Annotated in this window: 14 protein-coding genes; 7 read left to right on the top strand and 7 right to left on the bottom strand. The window is 61.1% G+C overall.

Annotated elements, in window-relative coordinates:
* Positions 1 to 94: 94 nt before the first annotated feature.
* Positions 95 to 2,305 (bottom strand): transglycosylase domain-containing protein, encoded by a 2,211-nt coding sequence (locus DWZ01_RS10300; RefSeq protein WP_117848936.1) that lies wholly within the window; start codon positions 2,303 to 2,305, stop codon positions 95 to 97.
* Positions 2,306 to 2,467: 162 nt separating this feature from the next.
* Between DWZ01_RS10300 and DWZ01_RS10295 the strand changes: the two genes are divergently transcribed.
* From DWZ01_RS10295 to DWZ01_RS10280, 4 genes are all read left to right on the top strand, one after another.
* A complete protein-coding gene (locus tag DWZ01_RS10295; RefSeq protein ID WP_158556875.1) occupies positions 2,468 to 4,426 on the top strand; it encodes a U32 family peptidase in 1,959 nt (652 codons plus the stop codon).
* Positions 4,427 to 4,522: 96 nt separating this feature from the next.
* Complete coding sequence (gene tyrS, locus DWZ01_RS10290) at positions 4,523 to 5,734, top strand: tyrosine--tRNA ligase (protein WP_117848934.1); 1,212 nt, start codon at positions 4,523 to 4,525, stop codon at positions 5,732 to 5,734.
* Between the two features lie 278 nt (positions 5,735 to 6,012).
* Entirely contained in the window at positions 6,013 to 7,833 is a 1,821-nt protein-coding gene (locus tag DWZ01_RS10285; RefSeq protein ID WP_117848932.1) for an adenine deaminase, read from the top strand.
* Positions 7,834 to 8,039: 206 nt separating this feature from the next.
* On the top strand, positions 8,040 to 8,834 hold the full coding sequence (locus DWZ01_RS10280) for a Cof-type HAD-IIB family hydrolase (RefSeq protein WP_117848930.1): 795 nt from the start codon (positions 8,040 to 8,042) through the stop codon (positions 8,832 to 8,834).
* Positions 8,835 to 8,979: 145 nt separating this feature from the next.
* Here the strand turns inward: DWZ01_RS10280 and DWZ01_RS10275 are convergent, their stop codons facing one another.
* From DWZ01_RS10275 to DWZ01_RS10250, 6 genes are all read right to left on the bottom strand, one after another.
* Entirely contained in the window at positions 8,980 to 9,822 is an 843-nt protein-coding gene (locus DWZ01_RS10275) for a Cof-type HAD-IIB family hydrolase (protein WP_117848928.1), read from the bottom strand.
* An 87-nt stretch (positions 9,823 to 9,909) separates the two neighbouring features.
* On the bottom strand, positions 9,910 to 11,328 hold the full coding sequence (locus DWZ01_RS10270) for a citrate synthase (protein WP_117848926.1): 1,419 nt from the start codon (positions 11,326 to 11,328) through the stop codon (positions 9,910 to 9,912).
* Positions 11,329 to 11,405: 77 nt separating this feature from the next.
* Positions 11,406 to 11,693 (bottom strand): ACT domain-containing protein, encoded by a 288-nt coding sequence (locus DWZ01_RS10265; protein ID WP_006235289.1) that lies wholly within the window; start codon positions 11,691 to 11,693, stop codon positions 11,406 to 11,408.
* A 396-nt stretch (positions 11,694 to 12,089) separates the two neighbouring features.
* A complete protein-coding gene (locus DWZ01_RS10260; protein WP_255413584.1) occupies positions 12,090 to 12,797 on the bottom strand; it encodes a site-specific integrase in 708 nt (235 codons plus the stop codon).
* An 18-nt stretch (positions 12,798 to 12,815) separates the two neighbouring features.
* Positions 12,816 to 13,067: a helix-turn-helix transcriptional regulator gene (locus DWZ01_RS10255; RefSeq protein WP_006235292.1), complete on the bottom strand. Its 252-nt coding sequence runs from the start codon at positions 13,065 to 13,067 to the stop codon at positions 12,816 to 12,818.
* Positions 13,068 to 13,076: 9 nt separating this feature from the next.
* Positions 13,077 to 13,589, bottom strand: a complete 513-nt coding sequence (locus DWZ01_RS10250) for a DUF2975 domain-containing protein (protein ID WP_117848922.1) — start codon at positions 13,587 to 13,589, stop codon at positions 13,077 to 13,079.
* A 135-nt stretch (positions 13,590 to 13,724) separates the two neighbouring features.
* Between DWZ01_RS10250 and DWZ01_RS10245 the strand changes: the two genes are divergently transcribed.
* From DWZ01_RS10245 to DWZ01_RS10845, 3 genes are all read left to right on the top strand, one after another.
* A complete protein-coding gene (locus DWZ01_RS10245) occupies positions 13,725 to 15,947 on the top strand; it encodes a hypothetical protein (RefSeq protein ID WP_117848920.1) in 2,223 nt (740 codons plus the stop codon).
* A gap of 5 nt (positions 15,948 to 15,952) precedes the next feature.
* A complete protein-coding gene (locus tag DWZ01_RS10240; RefSeq protein WP_117769450.1) occupies positions 15,953 to 16,693 on the top strand; it encodes an ATP-binding cassette domain-containing protein in 741 nt (246 codons plus the stop codon).
* A 291-nt stretch (positions 16,694 to 16,984) separates the two neighbouring features.
* The coding region (locus DWZ01_RS10845) for a hypothetical protein (protein ID WP_199412434.1) at positions 16,985 to 17,230 on the top strand (246 nt) is incomplete at its 3' end.

Here is a 17,230-nt window from a genome sequence, read left to right as displayed (position 1 = left end):
TATGTGCGGCGTAGGCCGCTTATTAGCCCGTCCAAGAATTGGGGCGCAGTTCATAAGCTGCTCGGGGGCCTTGTTGCTTATGGCCGGATGATTTCTAGCCGACCGTATCGTCAGGCGTGGGCGAGGGGTCGGGAGTGGGCGTAGGCGTAGGCGTAGGCGTAGGCGTAGGCGTGCCGCCATCGCCGCCGGTCGAACCACCAGTTGAGCCGCCCGTCGAGCCACCGGTCGTACCGGTGCCGCCGGTGGTGTCGCCACCCGTGGTCTCGGTGGTCGTGGTCGTCGTGGTAGTCGTTGTGGTAGTTTCCTCTTCGTCCTCGTTCTCGTCCTTGTCGTCGTTCTCCGTCTTCTTGGCGTTGTTGGTGCCGTAGAACTTCCAGACGCTGTTGTTCTTGTAGGTGGGCGCCGTTCCGGTCGCAAACTCCTCGCGCTCGGTACCGGTCAGAACGGTGTTCATAAACCGCTTAAAGACAGGCAGGTTGGTGCTGTCGCCCAGCAGGTCTGTGCCGTATTTTTGGATGGGAATCTCGCCCGCGGAATAGCCGGTCCACAGGGCGCACGCCAGCTGCGGGGTATAGCCGCAGAACCACAGGTTGGTGGTGTTGTCGGTGGTGCCCGTCTTGCCGGCATAGGGCTGGTTGACGCTCAGGGCGCCGGCAGCACCCGTACCGCCGCCCTTCATGACGCCGGACAGAACATCGGTGACCGCGGCGGCCTCGCCCTCGGTAAGTACCTGTGAGGGATTGTCGGTGTGCTGGTACAGCACCGAACCGGTACGAGAGTCAATCTCGGTGATGGCGATCGGCTGGCGATAGTAGCCGCCGTTGGCAAACGTCGCGTAGGCGGCGGCCATCTCGAGCGGCGAGATCGAGCCGGTGCCGAGCGTCATGACGGGAACGTCCTCGATGTTGTCCTTGGCGGGATCGATGCCGAGCTTTTTGACGAGCGAGATGATCTTGCTGTTGCCGACGGCTTCCGCCACCTGGATGTAGCCGGTGTTGGAGGAGTATGCCGTCGCCTGCTTAAGCGTGATGTTGCCATAGCTATGGTTGGCGTAGTTTTGGACCTCGGTCGTGGTGCCCTTGGCCTTGAGCGGCGAGTTGCAGTTGAGGGTGACGTTGGGGTTCATGCCGTTTTGGATGGCAGTTGCCAGTGTAAAGGCCTTGAAGGTGGAGCCGACGGGACGCTTGGCCGTGGCATGGTTTACGTGGTTCTCGTCGGCGTTGTAGTCGTAGCCGCCCACCATGCACTTGATGTAGCCGGTCTTGGGGTCGACGACGACCATGCCCATGTCCAGGCCGTCGAGTGAAAGCGTGTCGAGCTGCTCGCGGACGGCATTCTCTGCCACCTGCTGCATCGTGGGGTCGATGGTGGTCTTGACGGTCAGGCCGCCCTTAAATAGCACGTCGGTCGAGAACTCCTGCTCCAGCAGCTGCTTAACATAGGCGACAAAGTAGGGCTGTGAGTATACGTCGACGCCGCTGCCCGAAATCTCGGTCACGTTGAGGGTGATGGGCTCGGCCTGTGCGGCATCGTGCTCCTCCTGGGTGATGTGGCCCAGGCGCAGCATGTTGTCGAGGACCTTGTTGCGGCGAGACAGCGCCAGGTCGGGATTGACCGTGGGGTCGTACTGCGAAGGCGAGTTGGGAAGGCCGATGAGCAGCGCGGCTTCGCTCAGGGTGAGGTCGGCGGCGCTCTTGGACAGGTAGGTCTCGGCTGCGGCCTCGATGCCGTAGGCGCCGTGGCCGTAATAGATGGTGTTGAGGTACATCATGAGGATCTCGTCTTTGGAGTACATGTCCTCCATCTTGATGGCGATGTAGGCCTCGCGCACCTTACGCTCGATGGTCGAGTCGAACTGCTCCTCCTGCAGGATGGTGTTGCGCACCAGCTGCTGGGTGATAGTCGAGGCGCCTTCGTGCCCGCCGCCGAGGGTTGCCACCGCAGCACGCGCGATACCCCACAGGTCGATACCGCCGTGCTCGTAGAAGCGCTCGTCCTCGACGTCAACGGTGCCCTGCAGCACGTAGGGGGAGACCTCGTCCTTGGTGATGGACTTGCGGTTTTGCGTGTAGAAGCTCGCGATCTTGTTGCCGTTGCAGTCGACGATCTCGGTGGGCTCGCTCACCAGATACGCGTTGGCGTCGGTGTAGTCGGGCAGATCGGACAGCCAGCGGTTGACGTTGCCGACCATGCCGATGCCAAATGCCACGCCCGCGATAAGCAAAAAGCCCAAAAACGAGAGCAGGATTATGGGCAGGGCATGCGTCTTTGAACGGCTGCGTCCCTGTCGTTGGCGAGGACCCATATATTGACCTCCAGGTATGTCGTGCCGGACGGCGGATGTGCCGTCGGGGCAGGATGGACATAAGTTATTACACGATAAACCAAACGGGGCGCGCGAGGCCTCGTGTATGCTGGAAGACGGCATTTTTCAGAGTGAATGCATACCTTGGTAAGGAGTTTGTCGATGGCGATTCGGACGATGGGGCCGAGCGGACAACACAAGACTGGATTGGATGCTGCCGGTGCGGCGCTGCCCGAGCTGCTGGCGCCGGCGGGCGGGCTCGACCAGATGCTTGCGGCCATCGCCGCGGGCGCCGATGCCATCTATGCGGGGTTGGGCGGCTTTAACGCCCGTGTGAGCGCTCATGGCTTTACGGATGACGAGTTTGCGCGCGGTTGTGCCGTGGCGCATGCTCATGGCGTGCGTGTGTACGTAACGCTCAACGTGTTCGTGTTTGACGATGAGTTGTCCGACGCGGTGGCGTTGGGAGCTCATGCACTGGAGCTGGGCGCCGATGCTCTGATTGTCGCCGATGCCGGGTTGGCCTGCGCGCTGCGCGCGGCGATTCCCGGGGTCGAGATTCACCTGTCCACGCAGGCGGGCGTTCATAGCGAAGGCGCCGTGCGGCTTGCCGCCGATGAGCTGGGAGTCGAGCGCGTGACGACGGCACGCGAGCTGGCGGTCGACGAGATTGCGGCGCTATGTGCCACGGGCGTGCCCATCGAGGTATTCTGCCACGGTGCGATTTGCATCGGCTATTCGGGGGCGTGCGAGTTTTCGGCCCTGCGGCGTGGGCGCTCGGCGATGCGCGGCGACTGCACGCAGCCGTGCCGTCTGGCGTACGACCTGGTGGACGAGGCGGGACAGAGCGTTGTCGCCGTCGAGGGAGATCGCCTGCTGTGCCCGCGCGACTATCTGGGTATTGCACATCTGCCCGAGCTTGTAGATGCCGGCGTGGCGTCGCTCAAGATCGAGGGGCGCATGAAGAACCCCGATTACGTATTCAACGTGGTGCGGGTGTGGCGCCGGGCACTCGATATGCTGCGCGACGGCGCGTGGGACCCCGACGCCGTGGAAGAGCTTGAACGCGAGCTGGGGAGGTCGTTTAACCGTGGGTTTACCGATACGTACCTGCGAGGGCGTTCGGGTGCCGAGCTGATGAGCTTTGAGCGCGCAATTAACCAGGGCGTGCGCGTGGGGCGTTTGGTCGCTGTGGGCCACGAAGAGGTGACCGTTGAGCTCGACGCCGCCGTGGCGGCGGGTGACACGCTCGAGATTCGGTTCTATCCGGGTGTCGACGCGCGTCCCGATGTGCCCAAGCGCTGGCCGCAGGTGCCCTGCCCGGTGGATGCCGCAGCGGGGAAGCGCGTCGTCGTGCATTGCAAGCGTAAGGTGGACGCGGGCTGCGAGGTATACCTGATTCGCAGCGCCGGCGTGTTGGATCAGACGGCGGCGGTGTTGGAGCGCATGCGGGCCGAGGCGGATGCGATTGCGCCCGTTGCGCGTGCCGTTGAGGTGCTGCCCTTTGAGGGCGTTGCGGTGGATGGCGGTGCGTCGACGGAGTTGGTGGAGTGCGCGGTTCCCGCTCGCATGGTTTTTGCTTGGCAGCTGATGGATGCCGACCCGCGCGGAGAACTCGATTTGTCCGACGCCGTTGTGGTGCTTGACGAAGTGTGCCGCACGGGTGACGCTGACTGGACCCGCTCACTGATGCAGCGTGCCAGGCGTGTCGTCTGCCGCAGCCTGGGACAGGTGGTGATCGCTCGCGAGCTGGGCGTGACGTTTGACGTGGCGGCGCCGGTGTTCTGCGCGAATCGGGCCACGCTTACCTGGCTGCGCGGACTCGGTGCGGGGCGGGTGTACTTGCCGGCCGAGTTGCTCGGCAATGATGCGGAGCGTATTGCCGAACTGGCCGCTGAACCCGGCGTCTTGGGTCCGGTCGACGCCGCCCGTCCCGAGCTTATGGTGTGCGAGCACTGCCTGCTGACCGCCGAGGGCGTCTGTGCCACCGATGCGACGGGACAGGTCCGTTGCCGCGACTGCTTGCGTCGTCGGCAGGTGCGCTATCTGGTCGAGCGTGACGGTACACGTCTGCCAGTTGCCATCGACGCATGCGGCAGGACGAGGATTTTCCTGTCGTAGGTGCTGCGTCGCGTCAGTTTGTTATCATATGAGAGTTTATGGACTTCCAGCACCGCCGTTTTCGGCGAGGGTGCTATAGCAAAAGGAGGATACCCAATGCTGTCTGTTGACGAGCAAATGCGTATCATCACCTCGGGCGCTGCGAAGATCGTCCCCGAGGCCGACCTTCGCAAGAAGCTTGAGAAGGGCGAGCCCCTCAACATCAAGCTCGGCGTCGATCCCACCAGCCCCGACCTGCACCTGGGCCACGCCGTGCCGCTGCGCAAGATGCGTCAGTTCCAGGACCTGGGCCACAACGTCACCCTCATCATCGGCAACGGTACCGCACTGATCGGCGACCCCTCGGGCAAGAATTCCACCCGCCCGCAGCTTTCTCAGGAGCAGATCGAGGCTAACGCCGAGACCTACGTGAGCCAGGCCATGAAGATCCTGGACCCCGAGAAGACCACCATCGTGCACAACGGCGACTGGATCTTGTCGATGGATCTGGCCGGTCTGCTGCAGGTGTGCTCCAAGTTCACCGTCGCCCGCATTCTTGAGCGCGATGACTTTACCAAGCGCTACCAGTCCCAGACGCCGATCGCCCTGCACGAGTTCCTGTATCCCGTGATGCAGGCATACGATTCGGTCATGATTAAGGCTGACGTGGAGATGGGCGGTACCGACCAGCTTTTCAACCTGCTCGCCGGCCGTGAGCTCATGGAGAAGATGGGCATGGAGCCGCAGATCGCGCTCACCATGCCGCTGCTCGAGGGCACCGATGGCGTCCGTAAGATGTCCAAGTCCTACGGTAACTACATCGGCCTGACCGACGCGCCCAAGGATATGTTCGGCAAGACCATGTCCATCCCCGACGAGATGATCGGCAAGTACTACCGCCTGGCGAGCTCGCTCACCCCGGCCGAGGTCGACAAGATCGACGCTGCTCTGGCCGACGGCTCTGCCGATCCCTATGAGCTCAAGCGCGCTCTGGGTCGCGACCTGTGCGACACCTACCACGGCGCCGGTGCCGGCGACGAGGCCCAGGCCGAGTTCGACCGCGTGTTCAAGGAGGGCCAGCTCGCCGACTTCCCCGAGAAGCATGTTGAGCTGACTGTTAACGACGAGGGCCAGATCTACCTCGCCGGCCTGCTCAAGGACCTGGGCCTTTCGGCCAGCGCCGGCCAGGCCCGTCGCGACATCGACGGCGGCGGCGTCAAGATCAACGGCAAGGCCGTGGCTCCCAAGAGCTACAACATCGACCCCAGTGCCCTCAAGCTGGGCGATACCCTCTCCGTAGGCAAGCGCAAGGGCTTCAAGTTGGTCTAACGGGCAAGTTGACCTTACAGGTGCAACAAGGCCGCAGCCGGGATTCCCGACTGCGGCCTTTTTAGATGATCCCTTGGGGACGGAGGAAAACGGATCACCGAGGGGGTCGGTTTGGCCCGGTGATCCGTTTTCCTCCGTCCCCAAGGGATCATTTGGCAGTGCCGTTAAGCGGAAGGGGTGTTATCGGCGGCCTCCTTTTGGGCATACAATGGCTATTGGTTTGCTGCGGTGAAGGCCTGTCCGCTCCGCAGCTTTTTTCTACGGTTAAAGGAGTATGTATGTCCGTTGAGGTCATGAGATCTGTGATCGAGGCCGCCGAGGGTCGTGTGCCCGTTGACACGCTGTTTGCCAACGCACAGATTGTCGATGTGTACGGCCAGCGCGTGGCGCCCGGTAGCGTTGCCGTCAAGGATGGCGTGATCGTCGGTGTGCTCTACGACGGTCGCGACGATGCCGCCGGTACGTATGAGGCTGCCGAGGTCATCGATTGCCAGGGCCGCTATCTTGCCCCCGGTTTTATTGACGGACACTTGCATATCGAGTCTTCGAACATCCGCCCTGCCGAGTATGCGCGCATGGCGGCGACGCGCGGTACCACCACCGCTATTGCCGACAGCCACGAGATCGCTAATGTTTCCGGCCTGGACGGCCTGCGCTTTATGATCGAGGACGGTCGTCGCGCTCCTATTTCCATCAAGTACATGATGCCCTCGTGCGTGCCCGCGCTGCCCGACGAGCAGGCCGGTGCCGTCATCACCGCTGCTGATATGCAGGCGTTTTTTGCCGAGCATCCGGGCGATGTCTTCGGCCTGGGCGAGATGATGAATCTGCCGGGCGTCTTTATGGCCGATCCCGAGACCTGTGCTCGCATTGACGCTGCCAACCAGACGCCGTCCAAGCAGGTTGACGGTCACGCGCCGCTCGTTGCCGGCAAGGACCTCAACGCCTATGCCGCAGCAGGTATTATCGCCGACCATGAGTCGACGATTCCCGAGGAGGCACTCGACAAGCTGTCCCGCGGCATGTATGTGATGCTGCGCGAAGGCACGTGCAGCCATGACCTGGCCAACCTGTCTCCGATGCTGCTGGAAAATCCTGCCCGTGCCCGCCGCTGCTGCTTTGCGACCGACGACCGTGCTCCCTCCGACGCGCTTTCGACCGGTATGATCGACAACGCCTGCCGCGTGGCTATCGAGGCCGGCATCGACCCGGTGGTCGCCATCTCCATGGCGTCCCTTTCCACGGCTGAGGCGTTTGGCCTGGATCACGGCTGCCGCGACCCGCACGAACTGCGTGGCGCCATCGCCCCGGGCAAGCGTGCCGACCTGCTGGTGCTCAATGACCTGACGTTTGCCACGGCTCCGCATCGCGTATACGCCGCCGGTGCTCTGGTGGCGCAGGACGGCACCTTTGTGGGCGAGATTGCACCCGAGATGGCCGAGGTCGCAGCCCTTGCCGACGAGCTGCGCGCCTCCGTTAAGCTGCCGAAGCTTTCGCTCGACGTATTCGACTATGCCTTTAAGCCGGGCGAGGCCGTGATCGACGTGGTGCCGGGTAAGGCCATCACGGGTATGGTTCGCCCCGAGAGCGCCGAGGGCCTGCGTCGCATTATGCTGATTGAGCGCCATGGCCGCGGCGTGTCGTTGCAGGCCGAGGGCGCCGACGGCGATGGCCCCGCTGGCCTGGGCCTGGTCGGCAAGCATATCGGTCGCGGCTGGGTGCGTGGCTTCACCATCACCGGTGGCGCCATTGCCTCCACAATCGGCCACGACTCGCACAACGTGTGCGTCGTGGGTGATAACGCTGCCGATATGATGGCGGCTGTTGAGGCTGTGGGCCAGGGTGGTCACGTGCTGGTGCGCAACGGCGAGGTCGTGGCGCGCATTCCGCTGGCGCTCGGCGGTCTGATGAGCGAAGGCACGGCCGAGGATGTCGCCGCGCAGCACGACGACTTTATGGTCAAGGCGCGCGCTATGGGTATTGAGCCGCCGCTCGACCCCATCATGGGCATCATCTTCCTGCCCCTGCCGGTGATCCCGACGCTCCGCATCCGCCCCGAGGGCATGTTCGACGTCACGACCTTCACCTACGCCGACTAGTCATCGGGGACGTTCTTAAACGGCTAGTCGCCTGCGACACTCTTTGGCGTGTCGCCTGACGCTGCGGCTGTGGGACATCCGGCGCGCGTGAGCTATTTGCCAGGTCCTTGTAACGTTTGCGCCCGCGGAGTCTTACCTGAGCTCCCTTTGGGTACGTTGGAATTGGATACACGTTCGATTCCAACAAGCCCGAAGGGAGCTTTTCTATGTTTAAACTGATTGCATCCGATATGGACGGCACGTTGCTTGATGAGAATAGCCAGGTACCGCCCGAGACATATGAGCTGATTGAGGCCCTGCGCGAGCGCGGCGTGTACTTTGCTGCGTCCTCGGGCCGCCGTTACGACCGCCTATGCGAGTTCTTTGCGCCCGTGGTCGACAAAATGGACTTTGTCGCGGCGAATGGTGCGCAGGTCTATGCAGAAGGGGTCGAGGTCGATCGCGAGGTATATTCTCATCTCGCCGTCCGCAAGCTCGCGCGCACGGTCAAGATGTTTCCTAACATGCATCTGGCGCTCTTTGATCGCACCAAGTCCTTTTTGCTCGACGACGAGGACAAATTTGTCCGCGAGATTGACAAAGATCTGCCCAACGCCGAACGCATTTGGGGACTGCCCGATCCGCATGTGAATATCATCAAGGCATCGATTATCTGCGATGACGGCAACGTGATGGACAACGCCTACGTGTTGCAGCGCGAGCTGGGAGACCTGTTCTCTTTTGCGCCTTCGGGCAACGCGTGGATTGATGCCATGCAGCCCGGTGTGTCGAAGGCCTCGGGCATCGCGCAGCTCATGGAGCACTATGGCGTCGAACGCGACGAGGTCATGGCGTTTGGCGACTCGATGAACGACTACGAGATCATTCGCTTTGTCGGCACGGGCTGCGCGATGGAAAACGCGCGCCCCGCGCTCAAGGCAGTCGCCGATCGCGTGGTGGGGTGCAACCGCGACCACGCCGTTCAGCAGGAGCTCCGTCGCGTGCTGGAGAGTCTCTGCTAGACCGGTAGTTGGGGACATTCCTTATGCGCCGGCAGTTGGGGACAGACTTAAGTGAGTGAAACCACTCATTGGGGACAGACTTAAATGAGTGCCGCCAGCGACTAGCCATTTAAGAACGTCCCCAATGACTACCGGGTTGCTGCTGCTAGGCGAGGGCGGCCATGATGGTGCGGGCGACGCCGTCGTGGTCGTTGTCGTATTCGGTGATGGCGTCGGCGGCCTCGCGGTCTTCGGGTTCGCCGTTGATCATGGCCATGCCGTGGCCCGCTGCCTGCAGCATGGGGATGTCGTTGATGTTGTCGCCGAACGCCCAGGCGTCGGCGAGGCGCTCGCCCAGGTGCTCGCATAGCCACGTGAGGGCCGTTCCCTTGGTGGCGCCCTCGCCCATGACCTCGATATTCATGGCGTACGAACGCGTGACCTCAATGCCTCCGAGCGTGTCGAGCTCTGCCGCGATGGCGTCGCGATCGGCCGGGTCGTGCCAGTACATGGCGATGCGTTCGAGCGTCTCGACCTCGTCGATCTTGCTGTCGATATCCATGTCGATCGGTGTTCGTGTGCGCTTGAGTGAAGCCGCGATGTGGGGGTCGCCGCCGCAGAACTCATCCAGGCGCGTGTAGAGCGGGCGGGGGAGGAAGCACTGCCCATCCGCGAAGATATCGAAAGTCACATCGTGGCCGGCGGCGATGCGATGGATGCGATGGGCGATGCCGCAATCGAGCGGACGGCTCAAGATGCGCGTGGCGCGCGAGACATCGGTGGGCACACCGTCGTCGAGCTGCCAGACGCTGGCGCCATTGGCACAGACGGCATAGTGCACGGCGGGATGGGCGAGGATGGGCTCAAAGATGCCCGACAGCGGACGTCCCGTGCACGGTACAAACTCAATGCCGCGACGTGCGAGCTCGTCGAGCATCGCCCAGGTGGCGTCGCTCATCTGCTTGTCACTCGTCAACAGCGTTCCATCCATATCGGAAAAAACAATCATTCGATGCAGCCCTTTCTGCTGGCATAAAAAGCGTGGCCGAGGGCGGTGATACCCTGGCCACGCTCGAGTTCTATAACGGTCCGCGTCCTAGCGGTCGGCGAGCGGCTTATACTCCAGCGGCTCGATCACCGGACGATAGGCGGGGCGGATGATACGGTGCGCGCAGAAGAGCTCTTCCATGCGGTGTGCCGACCAGCCGGCCATGCGGGCGACGGCGAATAGCGGCGTAAAGAGCGTCTCGGGCACGCCGAGCATCTTGTAGATAAAGCCCGTGTACAGGTCGATGTTGGCGCAGATGGGCTTGGTCATGCCGTGGTCGCGCATGACCTGGGGTGCCAGGCGCTCGATGCGCTCGATGAGTGCGAACTCTTCGCCCAAGTTCTTCTTGGCTGCCAGCGAGCGCGCGTAACGGCGGCACACCTCGGCGCGTGGGTCGCTCAGCGTGTAGACGGCGTGGCCCATACCGTAGATGAGACCCGTGCCGTCGAAGGCCTGCTTGTCGAGAATCTTGCCCAGGTAGGCCGCGACCTCGTCCTCGTCCTCCCAATTGGAGACATGCGCACGGATGTCCTCGTGCATGGACACGACCTTGGCGTTGGCGCCGCCGTGGCGCGGGCCCTTGAGCGAGCCGATGGCCGCGGCGTAGGCGGAATACGGGTCGGTGGCCGAGGAGGACAGCACACGGCAGGCGAACGTGGAGTTGTTGCCGCCGCCGTGCTCGGCATGCAGCATGAGCATCACGTCGAGCAGCATGGCTTCGTCGCGGGTGAATGCCATGCCGCCACGCAACACCTGCAGGATGGTCTCGGCGGTGGAGAGGCCGGGTGTGGGGTGCGGCACGTGAACCTCGGAGCCGCGAAGCTTGGCGATCGAGGCCATGTGTGCGAAGGCGGCGATGCGCGGGAGACGTGCGAGCATGGAAATGGCGACGTCGATTTCGTGCTCGGGCGTGATCACGTCTGGTTCGGCATCGAAGGCGTAGAGCAGCAGCACGGCGCGCTGGAGCACGTTCATGATGCTCGACGACACCGTGGTCATAGGGAACTCTTTGACGTATTCGTCGCTCAGATGTCTAAAGGCGCCCAGGCGCTCGCAAAAGCCGTCGAGCTCTTCCTTGTTGGGCAGCGAACCCGTGATAAGCAGATAGGCGACTTCCTCGTAGCCGTAGCGATTCTCGGCCTGGGCATTGTTGACCAGATCCTCGATGCTGTAGCCGCGAAGCGTGAGCTTGCCCTGATCGGGCACGACCTTTCCGTCGACCTTGTTGTAGCCGTGCACATCCGAGATGCGAGTGAGGCCCGCGACCACGCCCGAGCCGTCGGCATTGCGCAGGCCGCGCTTGACATTGTGCTCAACAAATAGGCCCTCGTCATAAGGGTCAGTCGGCAGGCCATAGTAGAGATTTTCGCTTTCGGGCGAAATCTGGCGGCTTGCTTCGTAATCCAAGACCAGGCGGCTCAGGTGGTCGTCGAAGCGGTAATAGATTTTCTTGGCGTCGTAGGCCATGCGCGCTCCTCTCCGGGCCGCATCGGGGTGACTTGCATGGGCATGCGCGCGTCAGGCTATCCCCAGCGGCTTGCTCGCTACAGGCGGTACATAAAGTTGAAGACGTCCTCGCGCTGGATGGACACGTTGACGCCCGAAAGCTCGCCGGCCTCGGCCAGCGCCTTCTGCAGCTCGGCGAAGTCGAGCTTGGACTCGGCGGTATCGGCCAGCATGGTCATGGTGAAGATGTCCTCGATAATGGACTGCGTGATGTCGCGGATGTCGACGTTGGCCTCGCCTAGGACACGGGTGACGCCGGCGACGATGCCGGGGCGGTTCTTGCCAAGGACGGTGATGACGATACGGGAGGACGAGATCTCGGCCATGGGAAACCCTTTCGCGTGATTGCGGCGCGCGCGGGGCGCTCCGCTACGGTACAGTGTTCATCATTGTACCTGTCTGGCGCAAAAAAGGCGCGCTCGCTGCGGCGTTACATGCCTGCAACATGAGCGTAAGGGGGAAGGCCGTACGGGGAAGAGCCGTCTGGCGCGTGTCCGGCTCGTGTTGGGTTGATTTCCGATCTCAGCCGAACACATTGAGCGGACAGGCCGTTCCCGCAGTCAGCCGAACGCCTCCGACGGCTGATTCCGAACTGGAAGCGGAGGGCATCCCCGCCCTTCGGTAGGGGATACCGCTCCGCGGCGCATGCCGCGGGCGGCGCTCCTATCGGACCACCGTGACCTCAGTTGGGATGGGCCCAGCACTGCCGCGTACTCGGTGAGCTAGAGCCAACTGTTCGTCTTCACGTCGCGTATGGCGATATTTCGGTCGTCCGGCTCGGTGATGCCGTAGCCGAACGCCTGGAGCGTCTCGATGGACTCCTGGATCCTCTGTTGGAACATGGGACCCGGATCGACCCTCGGCCCGAGGTGCCCGCGCCAAAGGCACGGCGTGGCGCGCAGCATGTTATGGATTTTGGAGATGGGCTCGATGTCGGCATAGACGTTGAGCGTCGCCATGGCGTCCTTGTGGCCGAGGATCGATTGGAGTGCCTTGATATCGCCGCCGTGGCGGATCCACTGCGTTGCGAACGTGTGGCGAAGGCCGTGGAACGTGATCAGCTCGTCGTTGGTGCCCATGAGGCCGTTGGTCTCCGAGAACGTCTTGAACGCCCTGCGGATATAGCTTGTCGTCGCGAAGGTCGCGCCCGGCTCCGACAGGATGTAGCAGTCCCCGATCTCGACCGCCCCGGTAAGGCCGCGCAAGCGCAGCTTTCCGCAGTCGATCTCGTGGGTCTCCTTCAGGAAGGGGAGTAGGCCGACCGGGTCGATGGAGATACCCCTGGCGTCATGGGTCTTGGTGTCCTTGATGAACGAACCCATTCCCTTCGCGTACGCCACCGAGTGTCTGATCGAGATCAGGCCCGTCTCGAAATCCACATCGCACCACCGAAGGCCGCAGACCTCGCCGATTCGCATCCCCGTGTGCAGGGCGAGTACGACCGCCCTCTAATCCTCGGCGGACCAATCGAGTCCGAACTCCTTTCGGGCATCCTCTTCGCTCATGACTTCGAGAAGGTCTCCGGGTTGGCAACGAAGGGCGAGGCATAGCTGCTCGAGTGTGTTGAAGCGAATGCCGCGAATATGCCCTTTTTTAATACGGGACAGGTTCACGGGCGTGGTTCCAATCCTTTCGGCAAGTTCGTTCGAGGAAATCTTTCGCTCGGCCATGATCTTGTCGAGGCGAACAATTACGGGCATGGCGTTTCCTTACGCAATCTCGTCGGAGTCGAGGTACAGCTCTCGGGCGTACAAGAAGAGCTGGGAAAGCATGAACAGGACGATGCCGAGAACCAGAGAGGTCCAATCGAATGATGAAGCGATCTCTTGGGCGCCGACGGCCCCCTCGTCGCCAAACATCGAAACGGAGGTTTTGAGTGAGCCGGCGTAGAGGCTGGTGGCAGCTTGAACAACGAAGAGAATGCCGAGCACCTTCAAGCATGTCGCAGACCCTTTCTTGAAGGGGTCTCCGCTCTTGATCGTCCACACGAGAACGGCGCTGAGGATGGTCGTAGCGATACCGATGACGGCAGGGACCAATGTCGAGATCGCAAGGGCTGGATACGCGGGGGAGTCTGCAATTACAGGGTTGTCGAGCACTTCGATTGCTGGCTTTAAGGAGAACGCCACTTGTGCGATGGCGGTGGCGCAAAGGTTCGCAGAGGCTATCGCACATGCGATGCGGAAGGAATGAAGCCGGGGAGTGCGATTGTCGGAACTCATAATAACCTCCGAAGAATTTAAAAAACTCAGGTTACTTTTTAACAGTTTATGTTAAATTGACTTTGCCGGCAAGTAATAAGCGCCGAGCATTTTGTTCGGCCCCTCTGTTCCGACTGGATGAGGTTAAGGTTGGCGATGAATATGCTCAAAATCTCGAAGGCGATCTTTAGGTCGCTTCTCTCCTCCAGGTCGCTCTGTGTTGTCGTTGTTGCGTTGATGGTTCTTTGTGCTCTGCCCGTCTTCAGGAGCGCGGCTGGCATCGACGGACGGGTCGAATACCTCGAGTCGGGAATAACCCGTGTTGAGCAGGAATTGTCAGCATCCTATGCGGATGCGCTTGTGAATGCGGGGGAGGACGGTGTCTATACCTCTTCATCAAGCATGCCCGCGCTTCTGTACCCTCTTGCCGCGGGACGTCTTATCTTGGCACCGCTCTCTCCCCTACTTCCGTTTCTGCAGATATCGGATGGAGAGTACACCTATTATGACGGATCGAAGGAGTACTTGCTATGGGTCGCAACGGCCGTTGCCGTCTCGTTCCTTGCCGCGCGTCTTAACAAACGTGAAAAGCTCATCATCCAGGCACCGATGGGCGAGCTGGGTAGACTTGTTGCATCGAGCGTATGGGCGAGTGTTTTTGCAATGCTTGCCGTCCTCGCCATCAATCTTCCAGGGATAATCGCCGCGCTTGTGAAGAATGGCCCGGGCTCGCCGTTCTATCCGATAGGCTACATTCAATATGCGACTCCGGTTATCAAACCGGCTTGGCTGGTGTTCGCGCAGACGGCCATCTTGCAATTCTTGGTGGCAGCGTTCATCTCGCTTGTCGTTCACCTTGCCGTGAAGATTGCCAATAACCCTACGCTTGGAATCGTGTTCGTATGTGCCCTGATGGGGGTGACGATGGTTCCCGGGTATTACGGAAGATCCATCGCTTTACGTGAGTTCGCCCTGTTGAATCCCCTTACGTATGCGAACACTGAGTTGACCGTCGGCGCCTATAGCCCGTACCCGACAACGCAGATAGTGAATCTGCCTGGACTTTGCTTCGAGCGTGGCGCGATTGCCCTCGTATGCGCAATCGGGATCGAGGTGCTGGCAATTAGCCTGCTTTGCGTTGCTGGAAAGAGCGGCTGCGCGTGCCCGATATCCCCGATTTGTCTTGAGAGAGGTTCCTTCACTGCATCGAGAACGGCAACTCGTTCGAGCGCTTGTGCCTCCGCCGTTGCATACGTAAGAACGATGGGGAAACTGCTCCTGCGTTCTCCTACCCTCGCCGTATGCGCGATTGCAATGTCGACGACGATGCTGGCCCCGGCTCTGGTCGAGATGTTTCCTGACGCTGATAACGTTTCCGCTGTTCGGTATAGGGATGGGGAGCTCCGTTCAATAGATCGGTATCTAGAGCAGAACGCTGCGAATATGGACGTCGAGGGCAAAGCGGCCCTGGAAGACATGCGGGATGCTCTTTCGGGTTTCGTGTACGCGCCTATGCCTGCGGAGGGGTTTCGAAGCCTTGCGACGTACGAGTGCGCTCGAGGTGAGCTGGGCGCGGCAGATGCGACTCTCCTGCAATCGATCGGAATCGAGCCGGAGACTCCTTCTCGTGCGGAGGCGCGCGCCCTTCTGCTTGAGTCGATCGCGAGCTTGCCGGACCCCAAGGTTTACGAGTTAAGTACGAAGATGCCCCCATTAATCCTCCTTTCGTATCTCCAGGCAGCGCTTCCCTCCTTATTTTTGCTGTTGCCCGTGGTTGTCACATCGCTCGCGTGCACCCACCTGCAGTGTCGTTCCCTTCTGGTTCTCCAGATCCCCGCAACAGCGCATGTGCGTTTTCTGACGGCTGTTGCGCTGGCTCTCCTGCTTGGCTTGGTGCTGCTTTTGGTGTCGATGGTTCCCGCTGTCGTTGTGTCCGTGATTAAGAACGGTGCGGGTGGATCGGAGTATCCCGTCGCTCTCATTCGGGCGGGAGCTTCGACAACGTCCACGGTGGGGGAGGCGGTGTTGTGCAGTATTCCGTTGCTGGTCATGGCATACGGCGTGATTTCCGTCGTCGCTGCGTTGACAGCAGCGATTAGCCGCAACCCCGTTGTCACCGGAATGGTTTGCGCGGTTCTCTTGGTGTTGGGTTCGTTGAGCGCTCATGTTGAAAGCGTGGGCATGGGCGTCGCGCTGCTGGCTCCATTCGCCTCGTTTGATTCCGCTTCCCAGGTGGGGACGATTGGGTTCCTTGGGCGAGGGACGAACGCGATGCCTTTTGGAGAGGTCGTCGGCGCATCGGGCGCTCTGCTGGTGGTCTTGGGCGCCGTATCTCCGTTGATGGTGCGCCTGAGTGTTCCAAAGATCGAAAGGGGATGATCTCGATGATTGACCTTCAAACGCTGACGATCTCTTATGGAAAGAAGGTGCTCGTAGATTCGGTGAACGCTGAGTTTGCCCCGGGTACGGTCTACGGTCTCGTCGCTCCGAACGGGCATGGAAAGACGACGTTGCTGCGTGCGATGGCAGGTTTGCCGGGTCCTCGCGTGGACGGGAGCATCGTTCTGGATGAGGTGCAGGGTACGGGTGCGAGAGAGGTCCGTTCTATGATCTTCTATGCACCTGGTGAGGGGACGCTGCTGTATCCCGGATTGCGTGCGGAAGATCACCTCAAGATGGTTTGCGATATGTGGCCGCATGCTCGCGATATCGAAGAGATAGTGGAACAAACGCAGATAGGCGAGTTCGCGAAGATGAGGATCCGCACTCTGAGCCAGGGCATGAAGCAGCAGCTTACCCTGGCGATTGCGTATGCGACGGGCGCGCGGTACCTTCTATTAGATGAGCCCATGAACGCGCTCGACCCCAGCAGGGTGGACTTGCATTCCGAGATTCTCAGGAAGCTGGCCGATTCTGGTACGTGCATCATCATGTCATCCCACATCTTGGATTCGGTCGATAGGCTGTGCGATGAGATTCTGTTTTTGAAGGATGGGAGGCTCATTAGAAGCATTCCGCAAGATGATGCTGCGCCGAAGTCTCCTGGATCCCATTTCGCAAAGCCTGCCGGACGCGCCGAGGGTGCGCTAAGTACGTATCGGCGACTCTACGAAAAGGGCGGGTAGAAATGCAAGTTAAAAATCTATGTGGCCAATGTGATACCGTTGAACCCGCATATCGATACCGCTCAGCCATTCGCCTCGCCCCCGTCGCACGTATCTTCATCCGGTCTGTTACTTTTAATCTAACGATTCTTTGAGGAACGTAGGTGCTTCCAAATGTACTGTCGACTTCTTCTCAAACTGATCCTAAGAGACAAGGCCGCATGGATTTGTACGCTCGTTCTCGCTGCAGCCTTTTCCGTCCCCATTGCGTTCAATTCACCCATCTACGGGCCCTTCTTTATGAAGCAGGGCATGCAGAGCTTTGTCGACGCATTCAATACGCGCGCGCCCCAGGCCAACGGCACAGACCTATCGCCAGAGCAGCAAGCTGACGCGGAGCTTGCAAGATACGCGAACGCCGCCCTTGCCGCTCAAACCGACGCCGCCTTTCTCGATTCTGCCGAGAGCTACTACGCGCTCATGGGCGAAGGCTTCCAATCCGGGTCCATCGTGGGAGACCGAGAGACCAATGACGCAGACCTCGCGTATTGCCGTGCC

The sequence above is a fragment of the Collinsella sp. AF28-5AC genome (genome assembly GCF_003457875.1).
Classification (GTDB): domain Bacteria; phylum Actinomycetota; class Coriobacteriia; order Coriobacteriales; family Coriobacteriaceae; genus Collinsella.
Note: the sequence above shows the minus strand (reverse complement) of the source record. Positions and strands in the feature narration are given on the sequence as shown.